General features: G+C 37.6%; 16 protein-coding genes, 1 tRNA gene, 1 other RNA gene and 1 other annotated feature. Of the genes, 13 read left to right on the forward strand and 5 right to left on the reverse strand.

Going from position 1 to position 15,719, the window contains the following annotated elements; translation table 11 throughout:
- Positions 1–64: 64 nt before the first annotated feature.
- Complete coding sequence (locus tag ACMX9J_RS27290) at positions 65–1,030, reverse strand: YaaC family protein (RefSeq protein ID WP_416226444.1); 966 nt, start codon at positions 1,028–1,030, stop codon at positions 65–67.
- A 116-nt stretch (positions 1,031–1,146) separates the two neighbouring features.
- Between ACMX9J_RS27290 and guaB the strand changes: the two genes are divergently transcribed.
- The 6 genes from guaB (at position 1,147) to ACMX9J_RS27320 (ending at position 7,608) form a co-directional block, all read left to right on the forward strand.
- Positions 1,147–2,613 carry an IMP dehydrogenase gene (gene guaB / locus ACMX9J_RS27295; RefSeq protein WP_013054827.1) on the forward strand — a complete coding sequence of 489 codons (1,467 nt, stop codon included), beginning with the start codon at positions 1,147–1,149 and terminating at the stop codon, positions 2,611–2,613.
- A 150-nt stretch (positions 2,614–2,763) separates the two neighbouring features.
- Positions 2,764–4,119, forward strand: coding sequence for a serine hydrolase (locus ACMX9J_RS27300; RefSeq protein ID WP_416226445.1), 1,356 nt, complete (start codon positions 2,764–2,766; stop codon positions 4,117–4,119).
- Positions 4,120–4,309: 190 nt separating this feature from the next.
- Entirely contained in the window at positions 4,310–5,197 is an 888-nt protein-coding gene (gene pdxS / locus ACMX9J_RS27305; RefSeq protein ID WP_013054829.1) for a pyridoxal 5'-phosphate synthase lyase subunit PdxS, read from the forward strand.
- Positions 5,198–5,218: 21 nt separating this feature from the next.
- Positions 5,219–5,806 carry a pyridoxal 5'-phosphate synthase glutaminase subunit PdxT gene (gene pdxT, locus ACMX9J_RS27310; protein WP_416226446.1) on the forward strand — a complete coding sequence of 196 codons (588 nt, stop codon included), beginning with the start codon at positions 5,219–5,221 and terminating at the stop codon, positions 5,804–5,806.
- Positions 5,807–5,863: 57 nt separating this feature from the next.
- Positions 5,864–6,076, forward strand: a binding site (T-box leader).
- Positions 6,077–6,128: 52 nt separating this feature from the next.
- Positions 6,129–7,406 (forward strand): serine--tRNA ligase, encoded by a 1,278-nt coding sequence (serS, locus tag ACMX9J_RS27315; RefSeq protein ID WP_028412709.1) that lies wholly within the window; start codon positions 6,129–6,131, stop codon positions 7,404–7,406.
- A gap of 109 nt (positions 7,407–7,515) precedes the next feature.
- Positions 7,516–7,608 (forward strand) — tRNA-Ser (locus tag ACMX9J_RS27320).
- 120 nt (positions 7,609–7,728) lie between these two features.
- Here the strand turns inward: ACMX9J_RS27320 and ACMX9J_RS27325 are convergent.
- The 4 genes from ACMX9J_RS27325 to ACMX9J_RS27340 all read right to left on the reverse strand — a co-directional run bounded on the left by ACMX9J_RS27325 (position 7,729) and on the right by ACMX9J_RS27340 (position 11,088).
- Entirely contained in the window at positions 7,729–8,409 is a 681-nt protein-coding gene (locus ACMX9J_RS27325; protein WP_028412708.1) for a deoxynucleoside kinase, read from the reverse strand.
- Complete coding sequence (locus ACMX9J_RS27330; RefSeq protein WP_028412707.1) at positions 8,409–9,044, reverse strand: deoxynucleoside kinase; 636 nt, start codon at positions 9,042–9,044, stop codon at positions 8,409–8,411. The genes ACMX9J_RS27325 and ACMX9J_RS27330 overlap by 1 nt, the downstream gene beginning before the upstream one ends.
- Positions 9,045–9,187: 143 nt before the next feature.
- Entirely contained in the window at positions 9,188–10,489 is a 1,302-nt protein-coding gene (locus ACMX9J_RS27335; RefSeq protein WP_013081323.1) for a glycoside hydrolase family 18 protein, read from the reverse strand.
- 56 nt (positions 10,490–10,545) lie between these two features.
- Positions 10,546–11,088, reverse strand: a complete 543-nt coding sequence (locus ACMX9J_RS27340; protein WP_028412706.1) for an isochorismatase family cysteine hydrolase — start codon at positions 11,086–11,088, stop codon at positions 10,546–10,548.
- A gap of 79 nt (positions 11,089–11,167) precedes the next feature.
- On the opposite strand from ACMX9J_RS27340, the gene tadA reads away from it, so the two are divergent.
- From tadA to ACMX9J_RS27375, 7 genes are all read left to right on the forward strand, one after another.
- Entirely contained in the window at positions 11,168–11,638 is a 471-nt protein-coding gene (tadA, locus tag ACMX9J_RS27345; RefSeq protein ID WP_028412705.1) for a tRNA adenosine(34) deaminase TadA, read from the forward strand.
- Between the two features lie 102 nt (positions 11,639–11,740).
- An RNA gene (gene ffs / locus ACMX9J_RS27350) (signal recognition particle sRNA large type) lies at positions 11,741–12,005 on the forward strand.
- Between the two features lie 130 nt (positions 12,006–12,135).
- Positions 12,136–13,824 carry a DNA polymerase III subunit gamma/tau gene (dnaX, locus tag ACMX9J_RS27355; RefSeq protein ID WP_099330561.1) on the forward strand — a complete coding sequence of 563 codons (1,689 nt, stop codon included), beginning with the start codon at positions 12,136–12,138 and terminating at the stop codon, positions 13,822–13,824.
- Between the two features lie 19 nt (positions 13,825–13,843).
- Positions 13,844–14,164 carry a YbaB/EbfC family nucleoid-associated protein gene (locus tag ACMX9J_RS27360; protein WP_013081327.1) on the forward strand — a complete coding sequence of 107 codons (321 nt, stop codon included), beginning with the start codon at positions 13,844–13,846 and terminating at the stop codon, positions 14,162–14,164.
- Between the two features lie 15 nt (positions 14,165–14,179).
- Positions 14,180–14,776, forward strand: a complete 597-nt coding sequence (gene recR / locus ACMX9J_RS27365; protein ID WP_014461944.1) for a recombination mediator RecR — start codon at positions 14,180–14,182, stop codon at positions 14,774–14,776.
- 14 nt (positions 14,777–14,790) lie between these two features.
- A complete protein-coding gene (locus ACMX9J_RS27370) occupies positions 14,791–15,015 on the forward strand; it encodes a YaaL family protein (RefSeq protein WP_013054840.1) in 225 nt (74 codons plus the stop codon).
- A 116-nt stretch (positions 15,016–15,131) separates the two neighbouring features.
- Entirely contained in the window at positions 15,132–15,401 is a 270-nt protein-coding gene (locus ACMX9J_RS27375) for a pro-sigmaK processing inhibitor BofA family protein (protein ID WP_013081328.1), read from the forward strand.
- Positions 15,402–15,719 lie beyond the last annotated feature (318 nt).

Here is a 15,719-nt window from a genome sequence, read left to right on the forward strand (position 1 = left end):
TGGGACTTTGTCCCTGTGAGAGTAGGACGTTGCCAGGCACTTGAAAAAAGACTAGCTATTTTAGCTAGTCTTTTTTTGTGTGTTCATTTAAGTAACAAGAAATTAAGTAAGGAATCTTTTGAGCTGTAACCTCAAGGAACCTCAAGATAAATGGATAATCTTTCGAAGAGTATGTATGCAATAATTCATACCACCACTCTGTTTCATAACGTGAAATCATACTTAAATTATAAAGTAATAAGTAATGTGCCAACATCTCAGGGAAATATAAGCAGCTATCTTTTTCCAACGGTGCATGCAGCGTGTTAGCTTGGAAATTGTACATAAAAGGTGAACAATTATATAAACAGCTTGAAGGGTCAAGAATACATACCTGATCTTCTGACAAAGACAATGATAGATGGGAACGCTCTTTTAAAAAAGAATAGAGTCTTTCGTGATTCATATGATAACACCGTGTAACTTGTTCAGGAATAGGCAAAGAGGTAGTTGGAAGCGATCCAATAGTTGTTAAATGGGAAGATGGCCTCGTGCCCAAATTTAAAAATAATGTATCTAATTCAGGTACACAAGACAACAGATAATTCATTGTATATTTACTACCTTCTAGCTGTTTCACATGAAACAATTCTTCTCCTACTTGTGAAAATAAACCGCTTTTTTGAATCTTAACTTCATCATCTAAAAAATCATAACTTTGTTTTTTTCTTTTTCGTGTTGATACTCCATGTGCTAACACCGCCGTATTTTCGGGATATACGGGGTTTTGTGTTAACAAACAAGCTTTTAACAGCTGTGACATTCCATAAAATAATAAAACGGGTTGAACTGATACAGGAGATTGTGCCGCAACTTGATAATAATTTTTACTGTGTTCCAAATAATAAATAAATGGGTAACTGTTTTTAAAACTATGTTGCTCTGCATCGCTATAATTCAATTTTTGATAGCGCTTTTTTAAAAAGTCTTGTACAAAAGGAACGGAGAAAAATAAATTGTAGGACGTCCAAACATCATTAAATTTATGCAACTAAATCACCTTTTCTTTTTATTAGAATTATCTGATATCTAGTGAAGTTATTGACAGGTACATATCTGCTTGTTAATCTACTAATAATATTCTGTCGTTTAAAGGAGGATTCTATAATGTGGGAAAGCAAATTTTCTAAAGAAGGCTTAACATTTGATGACGTTTTACTGGTGCCAGCAAAATCTGAGGTACTACCTAAAGACGTTGATATGAGTGTTGAACTAACAAAAACATTAAAATTAAAGGTGCCGTTCATCAGTGCAGGAATGGATACAGTTACAGAAGCTGAAATGGCTATTGCGATGGCTAGACAAGGTGGTTTGGGTATCATTCACAAAAACATGTCGATTGAACAGCAAGCAGAACAAGTTGATAAAGTAAAACGTTCTGAAAGTGGTGTTATCACGGATCCTTTCTTTTTAACTCCTGAAAACCAAGTATTTGCTGCTGAACACTTAATGGGCAAATATCGTATCTCAGGTGTGCCGATTGTCAACAACGAAGAAGAACAAAAACTAGTTGGAATCCTTACAAACCGTGACTTGCGTTTCATCCAAGATTATTCAATGCAAATTGCTGACGTAATGACAAAAGAAGAATTAGTTACTGCTCCAGTAGGAACGACTTTAGAAGAAGCAGAGAAAATTCTACAGCAATACAAAATTGAAAAGTTACCTCTTGTAGATGACAATGGCGTATTAAAAGGCCTTATCACAATTAAAGACATTGAAAAAGTAATTGAGTTTCCAAATGCAGCTAAAGATCAACAAGGTCGATTATTAGTTGGAGCAGCTGTTGGCGTAACAGCTGATTCAAATGTTCGTATCGAAAAATTAGTACAAGCTGGCGTTGATGTTATCGTTATTGATACAGCGCATGGACATTCACAAGGCGTTTTAGATACAGTGCGCAGCATTCGCGAGGCATATCCAGAATTAAATATTATTGCTGGTAACGTAGCAACGGCTGAAGGTACAAAAGCATTAATTGAAGCTGGAGCAAACGTAGTAAAAGTAGGAATTGGACCTGGTTCAATTTGTACAACTCGTGTTGTCGCTGGTGTAGGCGTTCCACAAATTACGGCAGTATATGACTGTGCAACTGAAGCTCGTAAGCACGGGGTAGCTATTATTGCAGATGGCGGTATTAAGTACTCTGGAGATATCGTAAAAGCACTTGCAGCTGGTGGACATACAGTAATGCTAGGAAGCCTTCTAGCAGGAACGACAGAAAGCCCTGGCGAAACAGAAATCTACCAAGGAAGACGCTTTAAAGTGTATCGTGGAATGGGCTCTGTGGGAGCTATGGAAAAAGGAAGTAAAGATCGATACTTCCAAGAAGATAATAAAAAATTAGTTCCAGAAGGTATCGAAGGCCGTTTGCCTTACAAAGGACCTGTAGCAGATACTTTATATCAAATGATTGGTGGTTTACGCGCAGGAATGGGTTACTGTGGTTCAGCTAACTTAGAAGCGTTACGTGAACAGGCACAATTCATCCGTATGACTGGAGCAGGCTTAAGAGAAAGTCACCCACATGATGTACAAATTACAAAAGAATCTCCTAACTATTCTATGAGATAATCATGAATGTGTAAAAAACACGTTTCCTTAATAGGGAAACGTGTTTTTTATGTCATTAATCATGAATGTAACAGTACTTCTTTATCTATTTTTTTAAATTTTAGTATGATAAAATTACATTTATGTGAGTTTACGTTTGGAGGGTATAGAGTGAGAAACGCAGTACAGAAACAATTAATTTGTGTCATTGCTGTTATGTTAATGGCCAGCGTATTTTTTGTCTCTACACAAGCATCAGCTGCTTCTAAAACAGATGATATTGGCGTTGAAGCAGACGCAGCCATTTTAGTAGAGGCAAGTACGGGGAAAGTGCTATACGGGAAAAATACGGATGCTTTATTAGGTATTGCAAGCATGACAAAAATGATGACGGAATACCTAGTATTAGAATCCATAAAAGATAAGAAATTATCTTGGGATCAACGTGTGCCAGTTAGTAAATATGCAGCTAAAATTTCTCAGGATTATGGATTATCAAATGTACCATTAATCGAAAACCAAAAATATACGGTAAAAGAATTATATGATGCCATGGCTATTTATTCAGCTAATGGAGCAGCCATTGCTTTAGCTGAAGCTGTCAGTGGTTCTGAAGAAGGTTTCATTAAGTTAATGAATGAAACAGCAAAAAAATTAAATATGGGTGAATCAAAATTTGTCAATTCTACAGGTCTTTCTAATTCCTTGTTAAAAGGGATGTATCCAAAAGGAACAAAGGAAGAAGATGAGAACCTCCTATCTGCTCGGGCAGTTGCTACTCTTGCTTATCACTTGATTCGTGATTATCCAGAATCTTTGGAAGTAGCCAAAACTCCTTCCAAGATGTTTAGACAAGGGCAACAAGGCGAAACAAAAATGAACAATTGGAATAAGATGCTCCCTGGTTTTTCAGCTGCATACAGCGGCGTAGACGGCTTAAAAACTGGTCATACAGATTTTGCAGGTCAATGTTTCACTGGAACTGCAGAGCGTAACGGGGTAAGATACATAACAGTTGTAATGAATGCCAAGGAAAACGGCAAGTCTACAGAAGCTGCTCGTTTTTCTCAAACGAAAAAGATATTGGATTATGCTTTTAGTCATTTTCAGTTAAAAGAAGTAGTGCCTGCTAACGGCGAGATTAAAGGGCATGAAACAATTGATGTTGCTAAAGGAAAATCAAAAGAAGCTTCCGTTTCTCCAAAGAATTCGGTAAAAATTATTACCGAAAAAGGTCAAAAAGATCATACTAAAATCAACTTTAAGTTAAACGATAAAGTTATGAACGATCAAAAAGTTGTTGCTCCTATTAAAAAAGGAGAAACAGTTGCTTATGTAAGTGCAACAAACAGCAATCTTAAAGATCTAGGCTATGTAGGAGGCCAAACTACAGATAGCATGACGCCGGTCGTGACAAACGAATCTGTTGAAAAAGCTGGATGGTTCTCTCTCGCTATCCGCAGTATTGGTAACTTCTTCAGCGATATTTGGATGAATGCTGCAAATACAGTGAATAACTGGTTTTAATGATAACTCAAGAGAAAGAAGAGATACTACAAGGGAGTATCTCTTTTTTTTATTTTTAGATTTGTTTGTATATAATCTATAAATTAGATAGGAATTTTCCGAAAAATACGGTAAAATAGACACTAAGTTTTGAATTTTGTATATACACTAAAAATTATTGTGAAACACTTGATACAGGAGGAAGACAAACATGAATAACATTACAGGTACTGATCGTGTAAAACGAGGAATGGCGGAAATGCAAAAAGGTGGCGTTATCATGGACGTGATCAACGCAGAGCAAGCAAAAATTGCAGAAGCAGCAGGCGCTGTTGCCGTTATGGCATTAGAGCGTGTTCCAGCTGATATCCGTGCAGCAGGCGGCGTGTCTCGTATGGCAGACCCAACAATTGTTGAAGAAGTGATGAATGCTGTGTCCATTCCAGTTATGGCAAAAGCTCGTATTGGCCATATTGTTGAAGCACGCGTGCTAGAAGCGATGGGTGTAGACTACATCGATGAAAGTGAAGTGTTGACTCCAGCTGATGAGGAGTTTCATTTAAATAAAAATACATTTACGGTTCCATTTGTGTGCGGTTGTCGTGATCTTGGTGAAGCATCCCGCCGTATTGCTGAAGGAGCTGCAATGCTTCGTACAAAAGGCGAACCAGGGACAGGAAACATCGTGGAAGCAGTGCGTCATATGCGCCAAGTAAACGCTCAAGTACGTAAAGTTGTGGGCATGGACGAAGATGAGTTAATGACAGAGGCAAAACTATTAGGCGCGCCTTATGAGCTATTACTACAAATTAAACGTGAAGGTCGCCTACCGGTTGTAAACTTTGCAGCGGGCGGTGTAGCAACACCAGCAGACGCAGCGTTAATGATGCAGCTTGGAGCAGACGGTGTGTTCGTTGGTTCAGGAATTTTTAAATCCGACAACCCTGAAAAATTTGCTCGAGCAATCGTTGAGGCAACAACGCATTATCAAGATTATGAACTCATTGCAAACTTGTCAAAAGGATTAGGAAGTGCAATGAAAGGAATTGAAATTTCATCATTATTACCAGAAAACCGCATGCAAGAGCGTGGATGGTAATTTAAAGGGAGTTTTGACAAAATGGTAAAAGTAGGCGTGTTAGGATTACAAGGTGCCTTTCGCGAGCATGCACAAGCATTAGAAGCAGCAGGCGCTGAAGCCATTATCATTAAAAAAGTTGAACAGCTAGACGAAATAGATGGTTTAATCCTACCGGGCGGCGAAAGCACAGCGATGCGTCGTCTGATTGACAAGTATGACTTTATGGAACCTCTTCGCCAGTTTGCACAAGTAGGTAAACCGGTGTTTGGTACGTGTGCAGGTTTAATTTTACTTGCAGGACAAGTTGTTGACCGTGAAGAGCCCCATTTAGGTGTTATGGATATTACGGTAGCTCGAAATTCATTTGGGCGTCAACGAGATAGCTTTGAAGCTGCTCTAAATATTAAAGATATTGGTGAAGATTTTATAGGCGTATTTATCCGTGCTCCGCATATTGTAGAAGTAGGAGAAAACGTTGAAGTCTTGGCAATGCATAACGACCGAATTGTTGCAGCAAGACAAGGTCAATTCTTGGGATGTTCGTTTCATCCAGAATTAACAGATGATGCTCGCATGGCTCAGTATTTTGTAGCAATGGTTGAAGAAGCTTCGAAAAAACCTGTATAAATGAATTGCATCTTGTAAAGACTTGTAGTACATTATGATTAATAAAAATGATATTGGTATAAAGCGTTGATAGGAAATAGTAATAAGATTTTTGATTTCAAGAGAGTCGATGGCTGGTGTGAATCGATAATCAATTCTTATGAATCCGTCCTGGAGCAAGCTGTCGAAAAAGTAGTAGGCAGTTTCGGTTCATCCGTTATCTGGTTTAAGAGGAAGGCTTATTTTAGCTTTCAATTAGGGTGGCAACGCGGGTAAACTCTCGTCCCTTTCATAGGGATGAGAGTTTTTATTTTGCCCTTTTATACTAAAGGAGGTACTCAGTATGTTAGATTTAAAATTTTTACGTGCTAATTTTAATGAAGTAAAAGAAAAGCTCAAGTTTCGTGGTGAGGACTTAACGGACTTAGGTCGCTTTGAAGAGTTAGATGCAAAACGCCGTGAGCTAATTGCTCAAACAGAAGAGTTAAAAAGCAAGCGAAATGAAGTATCACAGCAAATTGCACAATTGAAACGTGAAAAACAAGATGCTGATCATTTAATCGTCGAAATGCGTGAAGTAGGAGACCGCGTAAAGCAATTGGATGAAGAGCTTCGCAGCGTTGAAGAAGAGTTAGAGCTATTGCTGCTTTCAATTCCTAACGTTCCACATGAAAGTACGCCTGTAGGTGAAACTGAAGATGATAACGTAGAAGTTCGCAAATGGGGAGAAATTAAACAATTTGATTTTGAACCAAAACCGCATTGGGATTTAGGAACAGATTTAAATATTTTAGATTTTGAAAGAGCTTCGAAAGTAACGGGAAGCCGCTTTGTATTTTATAAAGGGTTAGGTGCAAGATTAGAACGTGCTCTTATTAACTTTATGATGGATTTACATATGGATGAGCATGGTTATGAAGAAATCCTTCCTCCATATATGGTGAATCGTACAAGTATGACAGGAACAGGGCAGCTTCCTAAATTTGAAGAAGATGCATTTAAAATTAAAGAAGAAGATTATTTCTTAATTCCTACAGCTGAAGTACCAGTTACAAATTTACATCGTGATGAAATTTTAAGCGGAGATCAGCTTCCAATTGCTTATACAGCGTATAGTGCTTGCTTCCGCTCAGAAGCAGGCTCTGCAGGAAGAGATACACGTGGGCTTATTCGTCAGCATCAGTTTAATAAAGTAGAACTTGTTCGCTTTGTTAAGCCAGAAGATTCTTATGATGAATTAGAAAAATTAACGGGCCATGCTGAAAAGGTTCTTCAACTATTAGGTTTACCTTACCGAGTTCTAAGCATGTGTACAGCTGACTTAGGTTTCACAGCAGCCAAAAAGTATGATATTGAAGTTTGGATTCCAAGTTATGAAACGTATCGTGAAATTTCTTCTTGTTCAAACTTTGAAAGCTTCCAAGCTCGCCGTGCTAATATTCGCTTCCGCCGTGATACAAAAGCAAAACCAGAACATGTTCATACACTAAATGGTTCTGGCTTAGCAATTGGCCGTACGGTAGCTGCAATTTTAGAAAACTACCAGCAGGAAGATGGATCAATTCAAATTCCAGAAGTGCTGCGTCCATATATGGGAAATAAAGAAGTTATTTCTAAATAAAAGTAGAAGATGTTCATTAAATTAATTTTTAATGAACATCTTTTTTTAAAAAATTAATAAAAGAGTTGACTTCATTATTTTTATATGATAAATTAATACTTGTCGATACGGAGGAATACCCAAGTCCGGCTGAAGGGATCGGTCTTGAAAACCGACAGGGGTGTTAAAGCCCGCGGGGGTTCGAATCCCTCTTCCTCCGCCATATTTGACTTATAATGCAATTAACATAGCGCGATAAATTGGAGATTGGAAAACCGTTACTTATAAGTAACGGTTTTTTATTTGTTGAAAATGCCGCTTTATTTATTAAAGCGGCATTTTTTTATAGCTGACGACGTTTTAACTTTTCATTATGTTGTAAAAAGCGAGCCACTTTTTCAACAATTGATTCAATTGAATCAGGATCCTTGAGAAGGTCGTATTCTCTAATATCTAAACGGAGAATAGGACAAGCCGTAAAGTTATTAATCCATTCTTCATATCGGGCGTGCATCTCTTTCCAATAATCAAGAGGCGTTTGTTGTTCCATTGGTCGCCCTCTTTCTTGAATGCGATCTACAATATCTTCGAAGCTGCCTTCCAAATAAATGAGCAGATCTGGATGAGGGAAGTATGGAGTCATAACCATTGCATCGAACAAGCTTGTATATGTCTCATAGTCTACTTTAGACATTGTTCCCTTTTCAAAATGCATCTTAGCAAAGATACCGGTATCTTCGTAAATGGATCTGTCTTGGATAAAGCCGCCGCCATACTCGAAAATCTTCTTTTGTTCTTTAAAGCGTTCCGCTAAAAAATATACCTGTAGGTGAAAGCTCCAGCGTTCAAAATCCCCATAAAATTTGTCCAGGTAAGGGTTGGAATCTACTTTTTCAAACGATGTGCGAAATTGGAGAGCATCAGCCAATGATTGAGTCATCGTAGATTTCCCAACTCCAACTGTACCCGCTATCGTCAACACAGCATCATTAGGAATGTTGTATTTCGATCGTAAGTTTACCATTATATACTCCTTTTCAACATACTCTCTTGAACCTCTGATAAGATTCTATTTAAGTGTTGTTTATTTTGTACAAAATCTATTTCATCACCGTTATAACGTAAAATGGTTACGTCAGGGTTCTTTTGTTCAAATGCCGTCATAGCTTTTTCATAATCATCACTTAGTCTCGCAAGGTAGTGAGGATCGATGTTTCGTTCAATTTCTCTTCCACGCATTTTAATACGCTTTAGCAAGGTATCTAAACTGGCATTTAAATAAATAATAATGTTCGGAGCCGGCATATCAGCCGTTAAGATGTGGAAGATTTGTACATATTTTTTATACTGTTCATCTTTTAACGTTTGCTCAGCGAAAATCATGTTTTTCATAATATGATAATCTGCTACAACAGGTTTTTTATAAGATAAGAACCCTTTTTGAATATCCTCTAACTGCTTATATCGATTACATAGAAAAAACATTTCGGTTTGAAAACTCCACTCGTCGATATTCTCATAAAATTTCCCGAGAAATGGATTTTCATCTACGATTTCTTTTAAAATTTCGAACTGAAATGCTTGTGCAATCTCTTTAGCTAGAGAGGTTTTTCCGACACCGATGGGTCCTTCTACTGAAATAAAAGGTGTGCCTTGCATTCATTTGCCTCCTTCATGACCACTCGTTCAAAAAAAACAGACAAAAAATATTTTAACATAGAGAAGGAGAATAAGGGGAAAAGAAATTTCTTTCAGTAAGAAGAATAACAAAAAGCCTACTGTTAACAGTAAGCTTTCCCTATTTATGGCTGTGTCACTCTTTTTGTAATTTTGAAGTTGTCTTCAATCAAGAGCCAGTTTTGCGGGAAATCTAAGCCTAGTTTCCAGTAGGCCATTCCTCTAAGTTTTAATTCTTTGATTAAATCAAACTTGGCCTGAATAGACCTAGCGTCTTCAAACCATACTTCGTGAGTGCGCTGCTGTTCATCTTTATACCGGAAGAAAGGAGCTTGTGCTTTATTGTCGTATTGAATAGCTACTTTATAACGAGCTGCCAACTCAATAGCTCGTTGAGGACTAATGGCTTTGGCATATTCTCCTCCTGGTTTGTAAGGCAGTGTCCAATCGTAACCGTATAGGTTTTGGCCCATGATAATTTTTGAACTAGGTATTTCAGATACTGCATATTCTAAAACATCACGTACGGGACCAATAGGAGAGACGGCCATAGGAGGCCCACCGCTATATCCCCATTCATATGTCATTGGAACAACGAAGTTAGCAATCTCTCCAATGGCTTTATAATCATGTGCTTCATACCATTTGCCTTTTTGATCTCGACTTGTCTTCGGAGCTAAAGCCACAGACATGAGAAGTTGCTCATCTTGAAGACGCTTTTTTGCTTTCTGTAAGAATGCAATATAGGCTTCTTTATCTGCCGGACGCAAAAATTCGAAGTCAAAGTGAATGTCTCTGAAATTTTGTTCTTTCGCTGTTTTTACAATATTATTTAAGAGCGTATCTTGAACGTCTTTATTAGTTAAAATTGCTCGGCCGACTTCATCACTGAATGCACCGTTTTCAATATTAGCCAATACCATTAAGAAGATGACGTCATTTTCTTTAGCAATAGAACCTAAATTGTTAAGTGGAGGTGCCTTTAGAGAACCGTCTTTTTGCACTTCGAAGTTCGCTGGTCCGAGATAAGTAAGGTATTTTGCATTTTGATTAATCATTTTCTCTGTTTGAGGGGTGATTTTTCGATTGCTTGTTTCAACATACCCTAAAAACTCACCGTTTCTTTTGTTTGGGGAAGGGGGAATTAAGATGCGGCGGCCAGGTGTTAAGGGTGCTGTAACTGAAACATTGTTCGCATTGGCAATAGCCTGATAGCTAACGCCTAATTTTCGTCCTATTTTCCATATAGTGTCCCCAGCTTTTACTGTGTAGTAAGTACCGTTGATGGGAATAACCATAGATTGCCCGATGACGAGTTGATTTGGATTAGGTAATTCATTTGCTCTTATAATCTTTCCTGCGTCAATCCGGAACTGTTTTGCAATACTATATATACTGTCACCTGCTTTAACAGTGTAAATTTGCATAATAAAAAGCCTCCATTTCATATGACTTACTTCCATCATATGAGAAGGCTTTTTACTTAATTCATCAACTCAGTATGTTTGCAAATACGAGCATTTAATACGTTATGCATCATTCTTAAAGCAAAGGTATTGTCTTCATCTGCGTTTGAAGCAATACAATCTTCAGGCACAATTAAATTATACTCACGCATATAAGCATCGTTGGCTGAAAAAAGCACGCATATATTTCCCGCAATTCCTGTTAAAATAAGTGTATGCACATCGAGCTGTGATAGCAAAATATTTAAAGCTGTTCCATAGAAAATAGAATGCTTTGGTTTAATTAAAAAGTAATCAGCGTTTTGTGGTGAAATGTGATGTAGAATGGGTGAACTTACCTCATTTGTGCAGTGTGTTAAAATGGTTTCTAAGTTTGCTTGCCACAGCTTATAGTGGTCATTGACATAAATAATAGGGATATGTTGAGACGAGGCATATTGTTTTAATTCGGCAATATTTTGAGCGATTGTTAAAGATTTTTCAGCAAGTACTTTGCCGTTTTTGAATTGAAAATCGTTTAGCATATCAATAATAATTAAAGCAGTTTTAGCATTCTTCACACAAGGTCTCTCCTTTTCCTGATGTACATAGTAAATAGTTTGACTCAGAAAAAATATAATATGTAAGGTTGGATAAAAAGTGTTAAATGATGAAAAGTATATGAGGTTGGCAATTGATGAAGCATTAAAAGCTAAAGATAAATTAGAGGTTCCTATTGGAGCAGTTATTGTTCAAAATGATGAGGTGATTGCTGCAGCTTATAACTTACGAGAAACAGAACAGCGATCAGTTGCTCATGCGGAACTTTTAGCCATTGATGAAGCATGTAAGAAACTAGGAACATGGAGGTTGGAAGACGCTACGTTATATGTCACCTTAGAACCATGTCCGATGTGTGCAGGTGCTATTGTATTATCAAGAGTGAAAAGAGTTGTGTTTGGCGCTTATGATCCTAAAGGTGGCTGCGCTGGAACATTGTTAAATTTATTAGAGTTTGAAAAGTTTAATCATCAAGCAGAAGTAGTAGGAGGTATGCTAGAAGAAGAATGCGGGAGCCTCTTAACGACTTTTTTTCGTGAGTTACGTCAACGAAAAAAGGCTGGAAAATAGCGCTAAAAAAGTAAGTTTTCTATAGCGGTTGCATTTTTGAATGAAAAGACGTATACTTGTAAATGCATCAACTTGATGCCCAAACTATTGGTTTCAACTTTGCCGTGCTAAGCGGGGAGGTAGCGGTGCCCTGTACTCGCAATCCGCTCTAGCGAGGCCGAATTCCTTCTTGAGGTTAGCTCATCTTAGGGCCTGCCTTAAGTAAGTGGTGTTGACGTTTGGGTCCTATGCAATGGGAATCTGTGAACCCTGTCAGGTCCGGAAGGAAGCAGCAGTAAGCAGAACCTCTCATGTGCCATGGGGTCGCCTGAACCGAGCTAACTGCTTAAGTAACGCCTGGGGTGGCTAATCGACGGAAGGTGCACGGCAGTTATATACATAAGTTTAGTCTACTCTGTGAGAGTAGGCTTTTTATTTTATCTCTTACTATTTTGAAAAAAAACCTCATAATACGCTATAATGAGAACTAATGAATTATATTAAAAGGAGAGGATGTAGTGGCATATCAGGCTCTGTACCGTGTATACCGTCCTCAAAGCTTTAACGACGTAGTCGGTCAACAACATATTATCAAAACACTTCAAAATGCCCTTGTCCAAGAAAAATTTTCGCATGCGTATTTATTTTCTGGGCCTCGAGGGACAGGGAAGACAACAGCTGCTAAAATTTTAGCGAAAGCCGTTAACTGTGAAAAAGCACCCATTGCTGAACCTTGTAATGAATGTGCAACTTGTCGGGGAATTACGGATGGTTCCATTTCTGATGTAATTGAAATTGATGCAGCCTCTAATAATGGAGTCGATGAAATTCGAGATATCCGTGATAAAGTAAAATATGCACCTAGTGCTGTTCGATACAAAGTGTACATTATTGATGAAGTTCATATGCTTTCAATTGGAGCTTTTAACGCTTTGTTAAAAACGTTAGAAGAACCTCCTGCACATGTCATCTTTATTTTAGCTACAACAGAGCCCCATAAAATTCCATTAACGATTATCTCCAGATGTCAGCGCTTTGATTTCAAACGCATTTCGCCAGAAGATATCGTATATCGAATGAAGGAAGTATTAGGTTCTGAAGAGCTAGAAGTAAGCGAGGGTGCTCTTTACGAAATTGCGAAAGCTTCAGAAGGCGGCATGCGTGATGCACTTAGTCTTTTAGACCAAGCCATCTCGTATAGTACGGAGAAGGTGAGCTTAGAGGATGTTCTATCCATAACAGGAGCAGTATCACAGTCTTTTATTGTGAAGATCGTCCAAGCTATCTTTAACGAAAACATTGTAGAAGCGCTAGATTCTGTTGAAAGTTTGATCAAAAACGGAAAAGATCCAGCGAGGTTTGTAGAGGACCTCATCTTCTATTATCGTGATGTTCTGCTTTATCAAGCTTCAGAAGAAAATGCATATTTACTTGAAAAAGCAGCGGTTAACGAAGAGTTTAAAGAACTTAGTTCAAAAATGGATAGTGCCTTTATTTATAAAGTCATTGCTGAATTGAACCAAACTCAGCAAGAGATGAAATGGAGCAATCATCCTAGAGTGCTACTTGAAGTAGCTTTAGTAAAATTAGCTCAAAGTTCTACAAATCAAGAGGGTGCTCTTCCATATCAAGACATTTTGCAAAAAATGAATCAAATGGAAGCAGAACTGCAGCAGCTAAAAGAAAAAGGCATTCAAGTTGATCATACAGCTCAGGCAGCGCAAACAGAGAAAAAACAGACAAGACAGTCAAGAAGTCAGTACAAAACGCCTGTTGGAAAGGTAAATGAAGTTTTAAAAAATGCCACTCGGCAGAATTTAGAAACCATTAAGCGATCTTGGGCGCAGGTATTAGACACATTGAAACAACAAAATAAAGCTTCACATGCAGCGTTGTTATCTAACAGTGAACCGGTTGCGTCTTCAGATCAATCATTTATACTTAAATTCAAATATGAAATTCATTGCAAAATGGCTTCTGAAAATAACAACAATGTACGTGATAATTTAGAGAATATCTTATATACTTTAATTGGCAGCAAGCGTGAAATGGTTGCAATTCCAGAAAGTGAATGGGATAAAGTAAGAGAAGAGTTTCTTCAAGGACAGCAAAGTGATGGGTCATCAGGTCAACCACAGGAGGAAGACCCCGTGGTTGCAGAAGCGAAAAAGCTATTTGGAGAAGACTTAATCGAAATTCAAGAGTAAATTTAGGAGGAATGTTCAAATGATGAAAGGCATGGGCAATATGCAAAAAATGATGAAACAAATGCAAAAAATGCAAAAAGATATGCAAAAAGCGCAGGAAGAGTTAGCTGAAAAAACTGTTGAAGGTACAGCTGGCGGTGGAATGGTAACAGTTGTGGTTAACGGTCAGAAACAAGTAATTGATGTAAATATTAAAGAGGATGTAGTAGATCCTGAAGATATTGAAATGCTACAAGATTTAGTACTAGCAGCAACAAATGACGCATTAAAACAAATGGACGATTTAACAAATAACACAATGGGTCAATTTACAAAAGGTTTAAATATTCCAGGACTTTAATAAGGTGGTTGCCACGTGCATTATCCAGAACCAATATCAAAGCTTATAGATAGTTTTATGAAGTTACCCGGCATTGGTCCAAAAACAGCTGTTCGCTTAGCGTTCTTTGTTTTATCTATGAAAGAAGATACGGTATTAGATTTTGCAAAAGCATTAGTTAATGCGAAGCGAAATTTAACCTATTGTTCAGTTTGTGGGCATATCACAGATCAAGATCCTTGCTACATTTGTCAAGATCAGCGTAGAGAGCGCAGTGTGGTGTGTGTCGTGCAAGACCCTAAAGATGTCATTGCAATGGAGAAAATGAAAGAATATAACGGCTTGTATCATGTCCTGCATGGCGCAATTTCACCTATGGAAGGAATAGGGCCTGAAGATATCAAAGTACCAGAGTTATTAAAAAGACTTCAAGATGATGAGATTCAAGAAGTGATTTTAGCTACTAACCCGAATATAGAGGGCGAAGCTACGGCTATGTATATCTCTAGGCTCTTGAAGCCGACAGGAATTAAAATTACTAGAATTGCTCATGGGTTACCCGTCGGAGGAGACCTTGAGTACGCGGACGAAGTAACATTATCTAAAGCCCTAGAAGGTAGAAGAGAAGTATAACGAGGTACTTGCATATGTTTTTTAAACGAAAAGGTTGGCTACGCAAAGAGTACGATGATGAATTTGTGAAGACTTTTATGCAAGTAAAGCAGGAATGGAGTCACAAAACTTCAATGGTAGAAAGAAGTGTAGATCCTTCAGAAGAGGTAATGGTAGATATTCGATTAGCCAAAATGAAGTATCTTTTTCTATTAAAAGAAGCCAAGCATCGAAATATTTCAATTAACAGGATGTCATAGAGGCATCCTGTTTTGTTGTCTTTATAAAATAAGGATTTCCCTCCGTGAAATAGTGCTTTTTTTGAATGCTTGGACATATATATAAGGTAACTTATCTGCTTTAAGAAGGAGGCAACATGCTAAATCATCCTATTGTAGTTGTGTCTTTTTTAATAGGGCTAATCATTCTACTCTTAGTAACAGGTGGTGTTGAAAAAATGCTTCGAGTCATTGGAAATTTATCGATTAAGCTTATTATTGGCGTTTTGCTGCTTTTCTTTATTAACATCTTTGGCGTACAGTTCGGTATTCATATTCCTATTAATTTCCCCACAGCCATTGTTTCAGCTATTTTAGGTATTCCAGGAATAGCTGCCCTACTTGTTATTAATAATTTCATATTATAATTTGGAAGAATATCCAAAATAAAAGTTTTCTGGAATCTTTTTGAGAAAACTTTTATTTTTTTTGAAAAAGTTGTTGACCAGCAAGTTATCAGATGTTATATTTATATACGTCGCTAAGACAGTAACGAAAAATAACTCGAAAATAACTTAAAGAAAAAAGTTGTTGACAAGTTATTCTTGAGGTGGTAAGATAAGAAAGTCGCCTTGAGACAAGAGTTCTTTGAAAACTGAACGAAATAGTAAACGTCAACGTTAATTTTTATTTTTTAAATGAGCAAGTCAAACATTTCTTCGGAGAGTTTGATCCTGGCTCAGGAT

Source organism: Priestia sp. RMT2NF4, assembly GCF_047872835.1.
GTDB lineage: Bacteria > Bacillota > Bacilli > Bacillales > Bacillaceae_H > Priestia > Priestia zanthoxyli.

Bases quoted from the DNA above. Each gene is read 5' to 3' on its own strand.
- serS (WP_028412709.1), top strand. From the start codon at position 6,129: ATGTTAGATTTAAAATTTTTACGTGCTAATTTTAATGAAGTAAAAGAA.
- ACMX9J_RS27370 (WP_013054840.1), top strand. From the start codon at position 14,791: ATGTTTTTTAAACGAAAAGGTTGGCTACGCAAAGAGTACGATGATGAA.
- guaB (WP_013054827.1), top strand. From the start codon at position 1,147: ATGTGGGAAAGCAAATTTTCTAAAGAAGGCTTAACATTTGATGACGTT.
- ACMX9J_RS27375 (WP_013081328.1), top strand. From the start codon at position 15,132: ATGCTAAATCATCCTATTGTAGTTGTGTCTTTTTTAATAGGGCTAATC.
- ACMX9J_RS27330 (WP_028412707.1), bottom strand. From the start codon at position 9,044: ATGCAAGGCACACCTTTTATTTCAGTAGAAGGACCCATCGGTGTCGGA.
- pdxT (WP_416226446.1), top strand. From the start codon at position 5,219: ATGGTAAAAGTAGGCGTGTTAGGATTACAAGGTGCCTTTCGCGAGCAT.
- ACMX9J_RS27325 (WP_028412708.1), bottom strand. From the start codon at position 8,409: ATGGTAAACTTACGATCGAAATACAACATTCCTAATGATGCTGTGTTG.
- pdxS (WP_013054829.1), top strand. From the start codon at position 4,310: ATGAATAACATTACAGGTACTGATCGTGTAAAACGAGGAATGGCGGAA.
- ACMX9J_RS27360 (WP_013081327.1), top strand. From the start codon at position 13,844: ATGATGAAAGGCATGGGCAATATGCAAAAAATGATGAAACAAATGCAA.
- ACMX9J_RS27335 (WP_013081323.1), bottom strand. From the start codon at position 10,489: ATGCAAATTTACACTGTTAAAGCAGGTGACAGTATATATAGTATTGCA.